The organism is Bradyrhizobium sp. GW821-FHT13H05 (assembly GCF_058804065.1).
In genome coordinates this window covers 102659-119406 of the sequence record NZ_JBXAPO010000012.1, presented here as the reverse complement: position 1 = coordinate 119406, position 16748 = coordinate 102659, and the positions used below count along the sequence as shown (strand labels likewise).

The window sequence follows — 16748 nt, the reverse complement described above, 5'->3', positions numbered from 1 at the left end:
CCCGTCAGGGCGCCCCCAAGGCGCGGCTCGCAAGGATGCAGTTGTAGCTCAGTTGGTTAGAGCGCCTGTCTGTGGAACAGGAGGTCGGTGGTTCGAGCCCACCCAACTGTACCAGCGGTGCGCATGGCCCGTGGTCTCAGCATTTCATTTGAGTCGCCTCATTCCCGTTCAACGAGAGCAGCCGGCTGCCTTGCAACTTGTTCCGAGCTGAAGGCACAATGTTTGGAACCAGAAGCAAGCGTTATGCACGCGGGTGATGGCGTACGGGGGGACTCCATGCCGTCAACAGACAGAAGCAGCGCAGACAGCAGCTTTCGCATTGAAAAGGTGCGAGCCTATGCGGCCATCTGCGTGGCTCTCATCGGAGCAATGTCCGGCTGGGTCGCACTTGCCACGCAGAAGGCGACAGAAAAGCCCGAGACGTCTGCAAAGCAGGTATGGATACGAATACTCGGCGTTGACGGGGGTGATCTCTACCGCGATCCAATCAAAATTCCGTTTGAAGTCAACGGCGTCTCATACGTCTATCCGACAGTAACGGACTTTGCCGGAGCTGCCCGCGAGATGTCTGTGGCATCGTACCCGGTTTCGATCAACGAGCGCTCGTACAGAATCAAATTCAGAATCATCACGCCGGAGCAAGCGCATGGCATTAGCGAATACGTCAGCAATGAGCTCATGACGATCACGCAAATTCCCTCTGGCGTTCAGTACTATCACTTGTTCAGCAAAGAGAACTCCAGCTCTCGTTACGGCAGCAAGGCTGATGCAGCCGTCCGATTCGAAGTGGGTTATTAGATTTGTCCGGCGGGTTAAGCTGATGGTGCGCGATACTCCCGGGCACCGTGCGACAGCAGTTTGATGCACTGTCACCGTAGTTTGAAAGATCGACGCCCAGAACCGTGCTGGCGCCATTGTCGCGCAGCCAGCGTGAGACCCAGCCGAACCCGCAGCCGAGATCGATGGCGCGCCGGCCATTCCGGTGCGCCGGCAAGGCCGTGCACCTGGCGAGGAAGCTGGCTGTAACCTGCGAAGAGATCGGGATTGTCGTAGATGTTCTGTGCCATGACATGCTCCGTCCACGCTGGTGGCCCGCCCCACCCATGCGGCCGAATGACTTCGTTCTCGCCACCACCGTCAGGCCCGGGAATCTTGACGAAAACTACGCCGGGACCCGCCCTCGCCGGAACGGTAGCACCCAAGTCAGGCAAAGCCCGCCTCGATCGCGGTTTGATGCGTTGAATGCGAATCGCCCGCTGCGGCGGGGCGAGCGCCGCACTCGACTGGCGCTTGCACAAACGACCTTGTAGCGTTCAACCTCAGGTTCTCTGGTTGGCGCATCGGGCGCCGGGGCAAAGTTCGTTCAATGCAGACGTTGGAATTCTCGGCTGGCGAAACCATCCTTAGCGAAGGTGATCCGGGCGATAGTGCGTTTCTGATTGTGTCTGGCTCGGTCGAGGTCAGCGTGAGCACGGGGGCCGATGTCAAGATCCTCGGGACGCTGGTCGAAGGCGACGTCTTTGGCGAGATGAGCCTGATCGATCCGGGGCCGCGGTCGGCGACCATCAAGGCGGTCACGCCGACCAAGTGCCTCGTCACCGCCTATGACGAGTTCATTGCCTCCTCCCAGGACAATCCTGAACGCGCGCTGGAGTTCACCAAGACGCTGGTCCGCCGGCTGCGGGCGATGAACAAGCATGTCGCGCGGATGAGCCCGAGCACGGGGCAGAAGGTTCAGCAATATCTGAAGGTCATCATTGCCGGGCTCGATGGCCATGTCCCTCTGTCCGCGGTGGAGGTGGAGGACCTTCATCGCGAATTGCGCATGCTGCTCCAGGACGATCGCCTCCAGGTCGCCACTGAGCACGCCGACAAGGCCGCGCTGGTCTTGTCCTACATGCTGCGGCCGAGCATCGAGGAGTGCCTCAGCCTCTGGTTTGGAAAGTCGCAGCAGACCGATCAGGACATCTGGAACCGGTTCGGTGTCGACGTCGCCCTGGCCGCCCAGGGGCACTACGACCACTGGGCGCTGAACGTCGAGCAGCCGCATCTGATCGTGGCGCTCGTGATCATGCTCGACCAGTTTCCGCGCAACATCTATCGCGATACCTCGCAGATGTACGATTGCGATGCGCGATGCCGCACGCTGGTCAAGCGCGCGCTGCGTGTCGGCATCGGCGAGCGGCTGCGGCCGATCGAGCGCGTCTTCCTCTGCCTCGCGCTGACCCATTCGGAATCGCCCGAGGACCAGCACCTCTGCATGGAGGAATGGAGCCGGGCGATGCGCGAGCTTGCGCCGGACGATCCGCTGAACGTCTTTCACGAGATCTTTCACCGGCATGTTGCGGTCATTCATCGTTTCGGCCGGTTTCCGCATCGAAACAAGATTTTGGAGCGACGAAGCACGGCGGCGGAGGAGGAGTTTTTGACCGACAGCTCCTTCCGCTTCGACCTGCCGCTGGTGCGCCAGCCGGACGGCAAGCTTACCTTCGCGGGCACGGTCAAGAAGCGCACGGTGACCGTGCTCGGGCACGAATACGAGACCCTGCTTCCTGACACCGACGAGACGCCGGGCCAGGTCTTCGAGTTCAAGTACGAGGGACCGGAAGTCGCCTTCACGCGGACGCAGAAGCAGCTGACGAGCCAGGGCTACATCCGGATCGGCGACAGCGTTCCGGATTTTGCGATCGACACCAGCCAGGGGCCGATCAGGTTTCACGAGTTCATCGGCGAGTCCTGGTGCGTGCTGTTCTCGCATCCCTCCGATTTCACGCCGGTCTGCACCACCGAGCTCGGCGCCGCGGCGAAGCTTCACGACGAATGGAGCAGGCGCAACACCAGGATCGTCGGTCTCAGCGTCGACAGCACGGACGAGCACGAGCGCTGGATCGCCGACATCAACGAGACACAGCAGACCGAGGTGCGATTCCCGATCATCGCCGACAAGGATCGCCGGATCTCCATGCTGTTCGGCATGCTCGACCCCACGACGTTTCGACATGGACCGAGCCTTGGCGAAACCATGACCGTGCGCAGCGTTTTCGTCATTTCGCCGTTGAAGCGCGTGGAGCTGATTCTCTCATACCCGGCCCATGTCGGGCGAAATTTCGACGAGATTCTCCGGATCGTCGACGCGCTCCAGCTCGCTGCGAAGTATCGCGTCGCAACGCCGGCCAATTGGCGTCCGGGAGAGGACACCGTGGTGCTGCCGTTCATTTCCGACGAGGAAGCCGAGCAGCTCGCAGATCAGGGCGGCGTGCGCAAGGTTCGCTCGTACCTCAGATATGTGAGAGACCCGTCGTTGCGAACGCTTTGACGGTGACCGTCGCTACCTGATCGCCGCCACCACCATCACGACCACCGGCAAGGTCACCGGGATCATCGTGTCTCACTTGAGGGGGGCAGTCCAGTGCACAAACCTCTCGACGCGAGGAATGCCCCTCCGCAACGCCGCCCAAAGCCGGTTTTGTCCGCGCTCTCCGTAGCCCCTCCGTTCGCAATGCGCTATCGGTAGCGAGCCAACGACGTCCATCGACAAGCAAGCCAGGCGAAAAACATCGTGAGTTTCTTCGAGCGTCTCAAGACAGCAGCATCCGTTGAGTGGCGAGCCTACACCGAGCATCCCTTCACGAACGGATTGGCGGACGGCTCGCTCCCTGAAGCTGCGTTTCGTCACTACCTCGTTCAGGACTATTTGTTCCTCATCGAGTTTGCGCGCGCCTACGCGCTCGCGGTCTACAAGTCGCCCAGGCTTGCCGACATGCGTGAAGCAGCTAGCGGCCTTTCGGCCATCCTCGATGTCGAGATGGACCTGCATGTAAAACTCTGTGCCGATTGGGGACTGTCCCCGGCTGACCTTGAACAGGCCCCTCCGGCGGCCGAGATGCTGGCCTATACGCGCTACGTGTTAGATGCGGGAATGCGCGGCGACCTGCTGGCCCTCAAGGTGGCGCTGGCTCCCTGCGTGATCGGGTACGCGGAGATCGCAACGCGGCTCGCCTCGCTCCCCCTCGCGGACGCCACAGCGAACGCCTATCGCGTCTGGATCGCCGAATATGCCGGCGCGCCGTACCAGGAGGTCGCGGCCAAGGCGCAAGCGCACATGGAGCATCTTGCCGATCTCTACGCCACGCCGGCCCGCGAGGCAGAGCTGATTGCGATCTTCAAGGAAGCCACCCGCCTGGAGGCAGACTTCTGGGAGATGGCCTGGCGTGTGGGCCGCTAGACCGCATTCATCATTTCGCGTAGTCTTCTCGCACAGCAACATGTCAGCGGAGGTCCTCCGTGGAACATCGCGGCGTCAGATTCTCAATTGTTGAAATCAGCTATTTGTCTGGCTGGCAGTGGACGGTCGGAAAGGGCCGAACCGTGTCGGTCGGTGTTTGCGCGACGAGGGCGGACGCGATCCGCCAGGCTCAGACTTTCATTGACGCGATTATGGACTGGGCGGCTTGAGCGGCGCGGGTGCGAGTTCCTGCTGCTCGTGCTGAGGGCTCAGTCGGGACAACCCGGCCTCGATGATCCCGATTTCTTCCGTGAGGGAGGCCATCATCCGGCTGGTGTCCATGTCGGCGATTGATCTCGCCGAGTCCAGCAGCTCGACACGATGGGCGCGTAGCGTCTCCAGCGCCCCGCGATCCCCCAGGCGCACATAGCCGTCCACGATCAACGATATGGCAAGCGGCATGCCCGGTCCGGCTCAATGACCGCGCGGCACGCGATACGCGACGTTTCGCAGCTTCATGATGTGCGAGGTTGAGAGTTCTGCGGCGGACAGGCGGGACGCCACGTACATCTGCGAAGCGATGAACAGGCAAATCGAAAATGCAATTGTCGTCGTCGCACTCGCAATCTGGTGCCAGGCACGCATCGATCCCTCTTCCTCCAGACAGTCCCGGATTCAGAAGCAGCAGGGCGGCCATTCGTTCCTGATTTCGGGAAAAATTGGCAATTGATGTGCGATCGATGTGGAGGACCTTTTCGTCCCTCAGGGTGTCTGTGGTCGCAGCAGGGCCAGACAACGCTGAGGAGCAGAACAATGAACGGAATTATCTATATCGTCGGTCTCATCGTCGTGGTGGGCGCAATCCTGTCATTCCTCGGATTGCGTTGATCCCGCGAGGGCGACCACAAGAAGCGGGACGCACCATCATCACGACCATGGCAGCGTCACCGCCGCCAACCCGTACTGGCGCCAAAGATACGCGCGGGCGACCAGCGATGGTTCTTACGCAGGCAGTAGTCCGGCGGTCCTGTAGCTTTTGATCAACGCATCGAAGAGCGCGATGTCCGCCCGACTTCTTGCCATGAGCTGAGCGCCGGCGACGGCCGCGAAGATGGCGCGCGCCCGCTCTTCGCTTTGCTCGGGACCAACGACGCCGGCCGCGTTGAGCAGCCTCCTGAGCCAGGCCACGTTGACGTTGGCAAAGGTCTGGACTTCCTTCTTCACAGGCTCCGGAAGGTCGTCATATTCCGCCGACATGAAGCTGCCGAGGCACAGCCGATTGCCCCGCTCGAGGGAGCGGCGAAAAATCTCGGGATATCTGCGCAGGGCTTTGATGGGATCGCCTGTCTCCGCAAACATGGCTTCCAGATCGGCCGCCGTATCTTCCCAATAGCGTTTCGCGACGGCGGCGCCGAGCTCAGCCTTGCTGGGAAAGTGGTGGTAGATGCTCGCAGCCTTGATGCCGACTTCCTTGGCAAGATCCCGGTAGTTCATGCCGCCATAGCCATGCGCCTGTGCGCTGCGTGTGGCCGCCTCCAGAATCGCATCGTTCGTGCTCATTCGCCCACCTGCCCCTCAGCCTACCATACGTTAGATAGGTCTTGACGCATCAGAAATCATCATGAGCAACGAACTCATCTTTTCCGACGCAACCAGGCTGGCCGAATTGGTCCGCACCAGGCAGGTCTCCCCGGTCGAGATCGTGCAGGCACACCTCGATCGGATCTCGGCGGTGGACCCGAAGATCAACGCGATCGTCACCGTGGCCGACGATGCCCTCAAGGCAGCCAGGACGGCCGAGGCCGATGTCCTCTCGGGTGAGGCACGCGGCCCGCTTCACGGCGTTCCCTTCACCGTCAAGGATTCGATCGATACCGCCGGCGTTCCGACTCAGCGCGGCTCGCCGATCTTCAAGGGGCGCACGCCCCACACCGATGCGATCAGCGTCGCGCGCATGAAGAAGGCCGGCGGAATCCTGCTGGCGAAGACGAACCTTCCGGAATTTTCCTACTGGATCGAGAGCGACAATCTGCTCTCCGGGGCGACCAACAATCCCTGGGATTTGACTCGCACGCCGGGCGGTTCGAGCGGCGGTGAATCGGCCGCTATCGCGGCGGGCATGTCGCCAATCGGTCTCGGCACGGACCTTGCGATCTCCGTGCGGGGCCCGGCTGCGCAGACCGGCATCACATCGATGAAGGCAACGCACGGACGGGTGCCGATGACCGGCATCTGGCCGCGCGCCCCGCGCCGCTTCTGGCATGTCGGGCCCATGGCCCGCTCGGTTCGCGACATCGCGCTCGCCTTCTCGCAGCTCGCCGGGCCAGACGGCCAGGACGCCTTTGCCACCAGCACCGTTCCGTTCGATGCGGGGATCGGCCGCCAGCCTTTGCTTCCCCTTCGTGTGGGCTGGATGGTCGGGCCCGGCCTGGGGCCGGTGGATCAGGAGGTCGCGGCGACCGTGCGGGCGGCGGCCGAGGCACTCAAGAGCATCGGCGTCTCCGTCGATGAGGTCGGCATTCCCGCGCTGGAGCGCGATTTCGCCCTCGACGTCTTCAACAAGCTCCACGTCATGGAGATGAAGCCGGCCTTCGCCGAAGCAACCGCCGGCCGAAGCCGGGACGATCTCTACAAGATGGCGAAGACCATGCTCTCGCTGCCCGATACGTCCATGAAAGACTACATCGAGGCCGAACAGGCGGCCGAGCGTATCCGCGACGGCTATGCCGATTACTTCTCGCGCTACGACGCTCTCGTGACGCAGGTGCTGCCGATCCCGGCGCACAAGCACGGCGTCAAGGCGTTCACGATCGATGGCCAGACCGTGGATGCCACCTACCTGCAAGGCGCGACCGTGCCGCTCAACGTCGCCGGACTACCCGGCGTGGCGATGCGATTCGGCACCAGCAAGGAAGGCCTGCCGATCAACATCCAGATCGTCGGCAAGTGGCAGGCGGAGTCGACGATTCTCCACGTCGCCTCGCTGCTCGAAGGCGTGAGTACCGTCCGGGATCTCCGTCCAGCTCTCTGACGGCACGGCGCGCCGGCGGGATGCAGCACACATCTCGTCGGCGCCGCTCCGTCAAAACGCATCCGATGATCCGGCAAAGGCGGATGCGACCATTCACTTCCATGCGCGAAGCGTGGTTCAGACAAGCGCGCTGATACCGAACCGCGATGACGTGGCATACGCGCCGGTCCGCATCACTGCGAACAGCACGATCACGCCGGCTGCAATCCACGACAATCGCGAGCGTCTCCCCCGAACGAATGACCGGAGCAGTCCGCAAAGCTGGAGCCCCTCGCGCGGTCTGCTTGTGGGCGAGAGCCGCCGTGTCAATTCTGCAACGCCACTTTCAAATTGCGACGGCCTCCTGCGTTCGCACGACGCGCGCGGTGCGATTTTTCGGCTTCCTGTCGCCGCTCCGGATCAGAGGTTGAAGATCCGATCGTTCGCTACCACAGCCAAACACATGTCACTTGGAGACCTTCGATGAGAAACACTTTCGCGGCTGCGATCGCTCTGCTGCTGGCTGCCACGGCCGCGAGCTCCGCGGCCGATATCGGCGCGGTCCGGTTCAAGGCTGCGCCTGCGGCTGTCGTGTACAGCTGGACCGGCTTTTACGTCGGCGGCAATCTCGGCGGCGGCATGGCGTCATCCCATTTCGACGATCCCTGTTTCTACTGCTCCTCGGCGACCCCCACGCGAGGCTTCTTCACCGGCGGCGCACAGGTCGGCTACAACTACCAGTTCGGTCACGGCCTGATCGGCATCGAAGCAGACGTCAACGGCAACGGCGGTTTCAAGGATTCCGTGCTTGGCGGTGATGACAACAGAGCCATGACGGTCGGTCTCAAGGCGGATACCAGCGGCACGATCCGGGCGCGCGCCGGCCTCGCCGTCGACAATGTCCTGGCTTATGTGACCGGTGGCGCAGCTTGGGCCGATGTCAGGCAGACCGGGACAGAAATCGGCAATTCCGTTGGCAGCGCGACCTTTGGAAGCCCCACCGGAGTCACGGCCAATGGCAGTGGCGTTCGCTGGGGTGGCGTGATCGGGTTGGGCGTCGAATATGCGCTGGATTCGAACTGGATTGTCGGCGGCGAATTCCTGCATACGATGTATCAGGATGGCGACGCGACCATTATTCGTGCCGACGGCAGCCATGCCTGCACGGGCCTGCCCGCAGCCAATTGCGCCATCCGCAGCCAGCTCTCGACCGACGTTGCGCGCGTGAGGTTCAGCTACAAGTTTCAGTAGCGTCCAGATCGTGGCGGGCAGCGTGAGCCCTACCTCACCCCCGCCACGATCATCACCACCACCGGCAACGTCACCGCCGCCAGCAGCGTCCCCAGCGCCACGGCACCCGACACCGGGTTGACCAGCCGCTGATACTGAACCGCAAAGATGTACGCGTTCGCGCCGGTCGGCATCGCCGCGAACAGCACGATCACGCCGGCCGCGACCGGCGGCAAGCCGAGCAGCCTGGCCAGCGCGAATGCGGCCGCCGGCATCGCCAGCAATTTGAGCGCGCTCATCACGACGACGTTCAACGTTTCGCCCTTCACCTCGAACCGAAAGAGATTGATGCCGAGCGCGATCAGCGCCGCCGGAGATCCCGCTTGCGCCAGCAGCTCGATCGTCCTGTCGACGACGGGATTGAGGCCGAGGCCGGTAAAGCGCCAGACCACGCCAAAACCGATTCCCAGCATCAGCGGATTGCGCGAGAGATCGGCGAGCACGGGCCGGATCACCGCGAGGGGGGAGCCGGTCCGCTTGCGGCTGACCAGCTCCATCTGCAGGATGCCGCAGAGCCAGAGCAACGGCGTGTTCACCGACAGGATCAGCGCCATCGGGCCTGCGGCCTCGTTGCCCAGCGCCGAGAGCGTCATGGGAATGCCGAGCATCACGATGTTGCCGTAGACCGAGCCGATCGCGAACACGACGCCGTCCTCGCGATCCTCGCGCCGTTCGCGCAGCAGCGCCGAGAGCGCCAGCGCCGCGATCCAGGTGATCGCGAGTGCGCCGTAGTAGGCGCCCCACATCCGGTAGGGACTGACGTCGGGGAACTCCGACACGACGATGGTGCGGAACAGCAGCGCGGGGATCGCGATGCTGAACGCGAATTCGGAGATGCCCTTGTGTGCGGTCTCCGAGACAAAGCGAAACAGCACCGCGGCGTAGCCGGCCGCGATCAGGGCGAACACCGGCGCGACGATCAATATGGTGGCCATGCGCCCCTCAACCTCACGGGGATCTCAGCCGACCACCCCACGCACTCCCGACGATGCCATCATGCCACTGTTTTGCCCGACGGGTCAAATCGATTTCGTAAAATCCGCAGATGGTGCCGGGACATGTCTACTGTGCATGGGGTTGTTTTCGCGTTTTTGTTGGGAGGGGGCAGGTACGCTCCCTCTCCAGCTTGCGGGGGCGCCGCAAGCCGGGACCCCGCCTGTTGCCGAGACCGCACACGTCCGAGCTTTCGCCTCCGGCCGCGTTGCCAACGAACCGCCGTTCACCCACACTCCGCCCTGACTCGAAATTTGGGGGGATCGATGCCGGCGTTTCACTCTGGAAAGTCCGTTCTTGCCGTCATGGCCGGGGTTGCCCTGGCCGTGCTGATCCAGCCCCGCGCCGGCTTTGCCTACACCCCGGAGGAGCAGCAGGCCTGCACGCCCGATGCGATGCGGCTGTGCGGCGAGTTCGTGCCGAACGTCGACGCCATCACCGCCTGCATGATCCGGAAGAAGGCGCAGCTCTCGCCGCAGTGCAAGGTGTACTTCCGCCAGGGACCCGAGCCCGGCGAGGCCCGTGCCGGCAAGCCGGTCAACATCGCGCCCAAGAGCGCATCGAGCGCTGCGAAGAAGAGTACCAAGCCGGCGCCGAAGGCGAGCAAGAAGAAAAAGACCGAAGACTGAGCGCTTCACAGCGCGTTCCTTCTCTGAAACTCCGTGGTGCCCGGGCTCATCCCCGGGCATTTGCGTTTCGTCCGCCTGCTGTGTGGACTTTGATACGCAGCGCGCACGCCGCGACGGTGGTTCGCGGTCTCTTCGGTCAAAATGACCAGGCATCAGCCACGCGACAGCCACCGGACTCGTTTTGTTCGCCGGCTTGCGCGGACACCTGCGACAATTACGAATGCGCGTGATGGAAGAGAGATGCGAGACGTTTTGCGCGGGGAGGTTGCATTCCGGCTTTTCCCGCGCGCCTGCTCAAAAAACGCACGAATGCCCGTGCGAAAGGCGTTTCGTTGCGGTTTGTGTCTCGTCGCTGGGAGCAGTGTGACTCAAAAGCCAACACGTCTTGTTATTTCGTGGCTGTAGCGCAACTGCCGACAAATTTTTCTTTCACGAATCAGCGCGGTGATTCATTTTCGCAGCCTGGGGTCAATCTGGAGGCCAAGGGTATGAACGTTATTGTTTTTGCATCGCGTAAAGGCGGCTCGGGCAAGAGTACCCTGGCCGCACATCTCGCCGCGCAGATCAAGGCGACGAAGCCTATTCTGCTCGTCGATGCCGATCCGCAGGGCTCGCTTACGCTGTGGCACAAGCTGCGTGGCACCAACGAGCCGCCGATCAAGGCGGCCGTGAACTCCGTCAGCGGCATCGTCTCCGCCGCCAAGCGCGACGGTTATGAATGGGTGTTGATCGACACGCCGCCGAATCTGTCGGCCGTCGTCGACGACGCGATCCGCAATGCCACCATGGTGGTGATTCCCGCCCGTCCCGGCGTGTTCGACGTCAACGCGGTGCAGGAAACCATCCAGATGTGCCGTGCGGCGCGCAAGCCCTACGCGGTCGTGCTCAATGGCGCGCCGGCGCGTCGCGACGAATCCGAGAGCCCGATCGTCACCATCGCCCGCGAAGCGCTGGCGAAATTCCGCGCGCCGGTGTGGGGCGGTCAGATCACCAATCGTTCGGATTTGCTGATGGCACTCAGCCACGGCGAAGGCGCGCGTGAGTATCAGGCCGAGAGCCGCGCAGCTCAGGAAATTGCAAGGCTGTGGGCGGCGATCGAGCGTTCGGTCAAGGCCATTCGCGGCACGGCGTCGGCATCCGGCGCAATGCACAAGCAGGCGGCATAATTTTCACAAAATCATTCCCCGGACGAAAACGCGCGGGTGTCCGCGCGTTTTGCGTTTCTGGGGCTCACTCGTCATTCCGGGATGGCGCGTCAGCGTCAGACCTGGAATCTCGAGATTCCGGATTCGCCCTTCGGGCGCTCCGGAATGACGAACTGAGAACTACGCCACCATCAGCATGTAGAACACGATGACCGGCGACAGTGTCAGGATCACCGACCAGATGCCGACGGCCCAGAGGATGTCCTCAGTGGTGAAGCTGTCTTCGGTGCCAAAGCTCCGCCGTCCGGCGTCGAAATGCGACGCCATTTCATTTTGACTATTCACAAACGCCCCCGCGATTTCTTCGCTTATGGGCTTCACGCTACGCGAGATGTTTTAAGATTCCGGATCGCAGTCCCGCTCGCATTTTGAGCGCATTTGTGACCTCGGTTTAACCATCCGCGCGGGCCGGCCGCCTCAGGCGAGCCAGACCCGAAACAGCAGTACCGGCATCAGGCCGAGCACCACCGCCCAGAACCCGAACGATGATACGACGAGAATTCCCTGCAAGAGATCGGCGGGCGCGAATTGGCTCGCGGCCGTAGGCCGGGTGCGATGCCCCATGGTAATTTCCCCTTTGGTCAAGCTTTGAGAAAAACGATACGGGCGGATGCGTAAACGAGACGTGGATGCGCCATGCGGCGGATGCGAAGGCAATTGAGGTGCGGTTAACCACGAGCCGCGCTGCTTCACTCTCTCTCCCCGTTCTTACGAGGAGAGGGAGTGACAGCAGCTAAACCCATCCGCTGTACCTGCGTCTGATCTCGTCAACACGGTCGCACTCCCGCATCACGACGTCCTCGCTGAGCCCGATGTCGCGGCGCAGCCAGGGGGACAGCGGATATTTGTCGACCCATTTGTAACCCTCCGCGCATGACAGGAATTGCCAGATGGCCTCGAGGGCGAGGGTCCATAAACGGAGTCCCATGAACAGATCTTTCCGGATTGAGTTGGAGATTGGTTTGCATTTGGACACGGCGCGGCCTTCCCTCTCCCGATGCGGGAGAGGGTGGCTCGCCGCGGAGCGGCGAGAGGAGCGAGGGATTATTTTCCGCGGACGGATCTGCCGCTGTGACGGCTGATACAGACGCCGCGCACACCGCGTGCTAGGGGCAGCACGCAAGTGAGGTGAAGAGGCGCGCTACGCCGCGACTTTCATCCGTCGCTCGATCTCGCGGTCGATCTGGGCTGCGAGCTCGCTGCTCACTTCCACCATCGGCAGGCGCACTTCGGGACTGTCGATCAGGCCGCTGCGCCACAGCCAGTATTTTGCGGGCGCCGGGCTCGGCTCGGCGAACAACAGCCGCGTCAATTCGGCGATCTCGTGCCAGCGCGCCTGCGCCGCATCGTGGTTGCCGCGCTTGTGCTCGGCATAAACAGCCGCAAACGTCGCGGTCTCGACGTGGGCCGACAGCACGATGCCGCCATCGGCGCCGTCGCTGAGCGCCTCGAGATAGTTCGCGTCCTCGCCGGTCAGCACGCGAAAGCCCTCCGGCCTGTCGCGCAGCAGCGCGATCGACTGCTCGCGGCTCGCGCCGCAATCCTTCAGGCCGACGATGTTGGGATGCTCGGCGAGCCGCAGCATGGTCTGGTTGGTGATGTTGACCGAGGTTCGGTAGGGGATGTTGTAGAGCGCCAGCGGCCAGGCGGCGTGGTCGGCGAGCGCCTCGAAATGAGCCAGCAGCCCGCGCTGCGACGGCCGCACATAATAGGGGCTCGCGATCAGATAACCGTCGATCGGCCAGTCCGCGGTTTCATCGAGCCGATCCTTGAGCCGCGAGGTGTCTGCGCCTGACAGCCCGAGGCACATCGGAAGACTGCGCCGGCCGGCGGCCATCTCGTCGCGCACGACGGCGACAAGACGTTCGAGTTCGGCATCGCGCAGCGTCATGCCTTCCCCGGAGGTCGCCGCCAGGATGAAGCCGTCGATGCCCTGTCCGCTGTAATGCCGCGTCAGCCGCCGCAGCGAGGTCTCGTCGAGCCTGCCGTCGCGAAACGGCGTCACCAGCGGCAGCCAGAGTCCGTGCAAATGATCTCGTAGTCCGGTCATGTTCTGTCTCCTTCTCGGAAAAAACCTGAGACGGAGGGCACATGAAAAAAACCCCGTCCAGGTGGCGGGGTTTTCGGGATTGGCTCGCGATGACGAAGTCTAGTTAGCGCGCGCAAAAATCCGAGGTCCCCGGGTGGGGCCCTTTTTTCGAAACGAGTGCGCACGACTTCGTGATCATTTGCAAATGATGCGGGCGATACGTGGAACTGTCAATACACGCGGAAGGCGAATGCCGAACTGGACAGAAAAAAAGCCGGGCTCGAACGAGCCCGGCTTAAGGTATTGGCCACGTGAGGCCGACACAATCACCTTCCAAGAGGGATTACTGAACTCCCGCGCCACTGGAGGAGGGGGACAAATGCGCAACGCGAAGGCTCAGCGTGCAAACATTATGAGCTTGCCGAACGCCATGCAGCAACAGCCGAGGCCGCATGTCAGACATGCGGAAATCAGGACGGCCAGCGCTGCGCCTTGCTCACCACGAAGTCGCGGAACACCTGCACGCGCGCGACCGTCTTCAACTCCTCGGGATAGACGAAATACGTGTCGAGCTGGATCGAATCGGATTCACCGAACAGTTGCACGAGGCGGCTCTGCTCTTCGATCAGATAGTCGGGCAGCGCGGCAATGCCGAGGCCCTGCTGACAGGCGCGCACCAGGCCGAGGATGTTGTTGACCCTGAAATAGGCCTCGCGCGGACCCGAGCCGTTGCGGCCGGCTTCGACCAGCCAGTTGCGGTTCTGCAGATGCGGCGCGAAGTTGCCGTCGGAGAGCGTGATGATGCGGTGGGAGTCGAGCTCCTCCAGCGTCCGCGGCGTGCCGAAGCGCTTGATGTAGTCAGGCGAGCAATAGGCGTGGAAGCCCATCGCGAAGAGCTTGCGCTGGATGAGATCCGGCTGCGTCGGCTTGCGGGTGCGGATGGCAACGTCCGCCTCGCGCATCGACAGGTCCAGCTCCTCGTCGGTGACGATCAGCGAGATCCGGATCTCCGGATAGAGCGCGGTGAATTCGCCGAGCCGCGGGATCAGCCAGTTGATGCCGACGCCGGGCGTGGTGGTGATCTTGAGATCGCCGCTCGGCCGCTCGCGGCTGTCGGTCAGTTTGGCGCGCGCCGCCTGGAGCTGCATGAACACGTCATGCGCGGTGCGGAACAGCAGGTCGCCCTGTTCGGTGAGGATCAGGCCGCGGGCATGGCGGTGGAACAGCGAGACCGAGAGCTCCTGCTCCAGCGCCGAGACCTGGCGCGAGACCGCCGATTGCGACAGGCCGAGCTGCTCGCCCGCATGCGTGAAGCTGCCCGCTTCCGCCGCCGCGTGAAACACCTTCAGCTTGTCCCAGTCCATATCCGTAAATCCGTCGCGTGTTCGAGGCATGATCTTTATTCCGCTGCCGCGCGCTCGCTGGCGCGCAGGGCCAAGAAACGTTCGGCTTCGAGAGCGGCCATACAGCCGAGGCCGGCGGCCGTCACGGCCTGGCGATAGGTTTCGTCGGCGACGTCGCCGGCGGCGAACAGGCCGGGCACGGAGGTCGCGGTCGAATTCGGGGCGACCTCGACATAGCCCGACGGTTTGAGCTTGACCTGATCCTTCACGAGCTCGGTCGCCGGCGCATGGCCGATGGCGACGAACACGCCGTCGGTCTTCACGTCCGTGAGCGCGCCGGTCTTGACGTTCTTCAGCCGCACATGGGTGACCTTGTTCGGGTTCTCGGTGCCGCAGATCTCGTCGATGGCCGCATCCCAGACCACCTTGATCTTCGGGTGCTTGAACAGGCGCTCCTGCAGGATGCGTTCGGCGCGGAAGTGATCGCGGCGATGCACGATGGTGACCTGCGAGGCATGGTTGGTCAGATACAGCGCCTCCTCGACCGCGGTATTGCCGCCGCCGACCACCACGACCTCCTTGTTGCGGTAGAAGAAGCCGTCGCAGGTGGCGCAGGCCGACACGCCGCCGCCCTGGAATTTCGTCTCGGAGGGCAGCCCGAGCCAGCGCGCTTGCGCGCCGGTGGCAAGGATCACGGTTTCGGCGAGATAGACGTCGCCCGAGTCGCAGGTGAGGCGGAACGGCCGCTGCGCAGTCTCCAGCTTGGTGACCAGGTCGGAGACGATCTTGGTGCCGACATGGACCGCCTGCTTCTCCATCTGCTCCATCAGCCAGGGGCCCTGGATCACGTCGGCGAAGCCCGGATAGTTCTCGACGTCGGTGGTGATGGTGAGCTGGCCGCCCGCCTGGATGCCCTGGATCAGGATCGGCTCGAGCATCGCCCGTGCGGCATAGATCGCCGCGGTGTAGCCGGCGGGCCCGGAGCCAATAATCACGACCTTTGCATGAACAGGAGCGGACATTTCGATGGACGCCTTTCACGGGGGATTTGCAGCGCGGGCGCGGAAGGAGCCAGGAGGCCTCGCGGAGGCGCTGAAATATCAGAGCTAATCTAAGCCTTCTGGTGAGCTATGCAAGAATTGCATTCCCTGTCGGCGGATTTTTCCAACAGGGAACAAAAGTCGATTGCGCTGCACGCGCAATAAAATTGCGCTAAGCGCGCGGATTGGGCTATGAGGATTGCGATAGACCCACCCAATACCGCAGCAAAGGCCAGGAGTTCCAATCACGTGTCGCGGAACCTAGACGAGATCGACCTGAAAATTCTCACCGAGATTCAGGCCGACGGTCGAATCACCAATGTCGAGCTGGCCAAGCGCGTCGGAATTTCGCCGCCCCCCTGCCTGCGCCGGGTCCGGGCGCTGGAGGAGGAGGGCTACATCCACGGCTATCGCGGGCTCCTGGACGCCCGAAAGCTCGGTTTCGACGTCACAGTGTTCGCCGCCGTGCACCTGTCCAGCCAGGCCGAGGCCGATTTGCGCGCCTTCGAGGAGTTCGTCCGCGCCGAGCCGCTGGTGCGGGAATGCTGGATGCTGTCGGGCGAAGTCGATTTCATCCTGAAATGCGTCGCGCCTGACATGGCGACGTTCCAGGAATTTGTCACGCACCTGACCGCCGCACCCCATGTGCGCAACGTGCGGACCTCGCTGGTGCTGCATAATTCGAAATACGAGGCGGCGGTGCCGCTGGATGTGAAGGGGCGGAGGTAGGCTGCCGCTTTTGTGCCCCGGCTCTGCGCAGCAGCGTAAGAACGCTGCAGCGCGTCCGGGACACGCGAGAGGCGGACGCTGCTACCCTACATTCCGTCATTGCGAGCGCAGCGAAGCAATCCAGACTGTCTCTGCGGAAAGATTCTGGATTGCTTCGCTGCGCTCGCAATGACGAGGAGTGAGAGCGTGCTTCGCCACAAGCGCAAGCAACGCGCCGAAACAAAAAGGCCGCGCAGTGCGCGGCCTTTTCAAAAC

At 62.8% G+C, this 16748-nt stretch carries 17 protein-coding genes, 1 tRNA gene and 1 pseudogene; 9 read left to right on the top strand and 10 right to left on the bottom strand.

Going from position 1 to position 16748, the window contains the following annotated elements:
• Positions 1-37: 37 nt before the first annotated feature.
• Both AC1RR3_RS28850 and AC1RR3_RS28845 read left to right on the top strand, forming a co-directional pair.
• Positions 38-114: transfer RNA gene (locus AC1RR3_RS28850), tRNA-His, on the top strand.
• A 162-nt stretch (positions 115-276) separates the two neighbouring features.
• The gene (locus AC1RR3_RS28845) at positions 277-798 is read left to right on the top strand and encodes a hypothetical protein (RefSeq protein WP_492827003.1); all 522 of its coding nucleotides are present in this window, start codon (positions 277-279) and stop codon (positions 796-798) included.
• Positions 799-880: 82 nt separating this feature from the next.
• Here AC1RR3_RS28845 and AC1RR3_RS28840 read toward each other — a convergent pair.
• Positions 881-1067, bottom strand: a pseudogene (locus tag AC1RR3_RS28840) (class I SAM-dependent methyltransferase); the annotation flags it as partial.
• 299 nt (positions 1068-1366) lie between these two features.
• Between AC1RR3_RS28840 and AC1RR3_RS28835 the strand changes: the two are divergent.
• Positions 1367-3316, top strand: a complete 1950-nt coding sequence (locus tag AC1RR3_RS28835; RefSeq protein WP_492827002.1) for a DUF924 family protein — start codon at positions 1367-1369, stop codon at positions 3314-3316.
• Between the two features lie 243 nt (positions 3317-3559).
• Positions 3560-4225 (top strand): thiaminase II, encoded by a 666-nt coding sequence (tenA, locus tag AC1RR3_RS28830; RefSeq protein ID WP_492827000.1) that lies wholly within the window; start codon positions 3560-3562, stop codon positions 4223-4225.
• Positions 4226-4435: 210 nt separating this feature from the next.
• On the opposite strand, the gene AC1RR3_RS28825 is transcribed toward tenA, so the two are convergent.
• Both AC1RR3_RS28825 and AC1RR3_RS28820 read right to left on the bottom strand, forming a co-directional pair.
• A complete protein-coding gene (locus AC1RR3_RS28825; RefSeq protein WP_492826998.1) occupies positions 4436-4687 on the bottom strand; it encodes a hypothetical protein in 252 nt (83 codons plus the stop codon).
• 540 nt (positions 4688-5227) lie between these two features.
• Entirely contained in the window at positions 5228-5785 is a 558-nt protein-coding gene (locus tag AC1RR3_RS28820) for a TetR/AcrR family transcriptional regulator (protein ID WP_492826996.1), read from the bottom strand.
• A 61-nt stretch (positions 5786-5846) separates the two neighbouring features.
• On the opposite strand from AC1RR3_RS28820, the gene AC1RR3_RS28815 reads away from it, so the two are divergent.
• Both AC1RR3_RS28815 and AC1RR3_RS28810 read left to right on the top strand, forming a co-directional pair.
• Positions 5847-7256: an amidase gene (locus tag AC1RR3_RS28815; protein ID WP_492826994.1), complete on the top strand. Its 1410-nt coding sequence runs from the start codon at positions 5847-5849 to the stop codon at positions 7254-7256.
• A 462-nt stretch (positions 7257-7718) separates the two neighbouring features.
• The gene (locus AC1RR3_RS28810; protein WP_492826992.1) at positions 7719-8486 is read left to right on the top strand and encodes an outer membrane protein; all 768 of its coding nucleotides are present in this window, start codon (positions 7719-7721) and stop codon (positions 8484-8486) included.
• A 29-nt stretch (positions 8487-8515) separates the two neighbouring features.
• Here AC1RR3_RS28810 and AC1RR3_RS28805 read toward each other — a convergent pair whose 3' ends face one another.
• A complete protein-coding gene (locus tag AC1RR3_RS28805) occupies positions 8516-9460 on the bottom strand; it encodes an AEC family transporter (protein WP_492826990.1) in 945 nt (314 codons plus the stop codon).
• Between the two features lie 324 nt (positions 9461-9784).
• On the opposite strand from AC1RR3_RS28805, the gene AC1RR3_RS28800 reads away from it, so the two are divergent.
• Entirely contained in the window at positions 9785-10147 is a 363-nt protein-coding gene (locus AC1RR3_RS28800) for a hypothetical protein (RefSeq protein WP_492826988.1), read from the top strand.
• Positions 10148-10635: 488 nt separating this feature from the next.
• Complete coding sequence (locus tag AC1RR3_RS28795) at positions 10636-11313, top strand: AAA family ATPase (RefSeq protein WP_211381568.1); 678 nt, start codon at positions 10636-10638, stop codon at positions 11311-11313.
• 159 nt (positions 11314-11472) lie between these two features.
• Here AC1RR3_RS28795 and AC1RR3_RS28790 read toward each other — a convergent pair whose 3' ends face one another.
• From AC1RR3_RS28790 to trxB, 6 genes are all read right to left on the bottom strand, one after another.
• A complete protein-coding gene (locus tag AC1RR3_RS28790; protein ID WP_492826986.1) occupies positions 11473-11619 on the bottom strand; it encodes a hypothetical protein in 147 nt (48 codons plus the stop codon).
• 150 nt (positions 11620-11769) lie between these two features.
• On the bottom strand, positions 11770-11916 hold the full coding sequence (locus tag AC1RR3_RS28785) for a hypothetical protein (protein WP_220013223.1): 147 nt from the start codon (positions 11914-11916) through the stop codon (positions 11770-11772).
• A 169-nt stretch (positions 11917-12085) separates the two neighbouring features.
• Entirely contained in the window at positions 12086-12280 is a 195-nt protein-coding gene (locus tag AC1RR3_RS28780; RefSeq protein WP_492826984.1) for a hypothetical protein, read from the bottom strand.
• Positions 12281-12493: 213 nt separating this feature from the next.
• On the bottom strand, positions 12494-13402 hold the full coding sequence (locus tag AC1RR3_RS28775) for a 4-hydroxy-tetrahydrodipicolinate synthase family protein (RefSeq protein WP_492826982.1): 909 nt from the start codon (positions 13400-13402) through the stop codon (positions 12494-12496).
• A gap of 449 nt (positions 13403-13851) precedes the next feature.
• Positions 13852-14775, bottom strand: a complete 924-nt coding sequence (locus AC1RR3_RS28770) for a LysR family transcriptional regulator (RefSeq protein ID WP_027534296.1) — start codon at positions 14773-14775, stop codon at positions 13852-13854.
• A gap of 5 nt (positions 14776-14780) precedes the next feature.
• Positions 14781-15746, bottom strand: a complete 966-nt coding sequence (gene trxB, locus AC1RR3_RS28765; RefSeq protein WP_492826979.1) for a thioredoxin-disulfide reductase — start codon at positions 15744-15746, stop codon at positions 14781-14783.
• 267 nt (positions 15747-16013) lie between these two features.
• On the opposite strand from trxB, the gene AC1RR3_RS28760 reads away from it, so the two are divergent.
• The gene (locus AC1RR3_RS28760) at positions 16014-16493 is read left to right on the top strand and encodes an Lrp/AsnC family transcriptional regulator (protein WP_492826977.1); all 480 of its coding nucleotides are present in this window, start codon (positions 16014-16016) and stop codon (positions 16491-16493) included.
• Positions 16494-16748 lie beyond the last annotated feature (255 nt).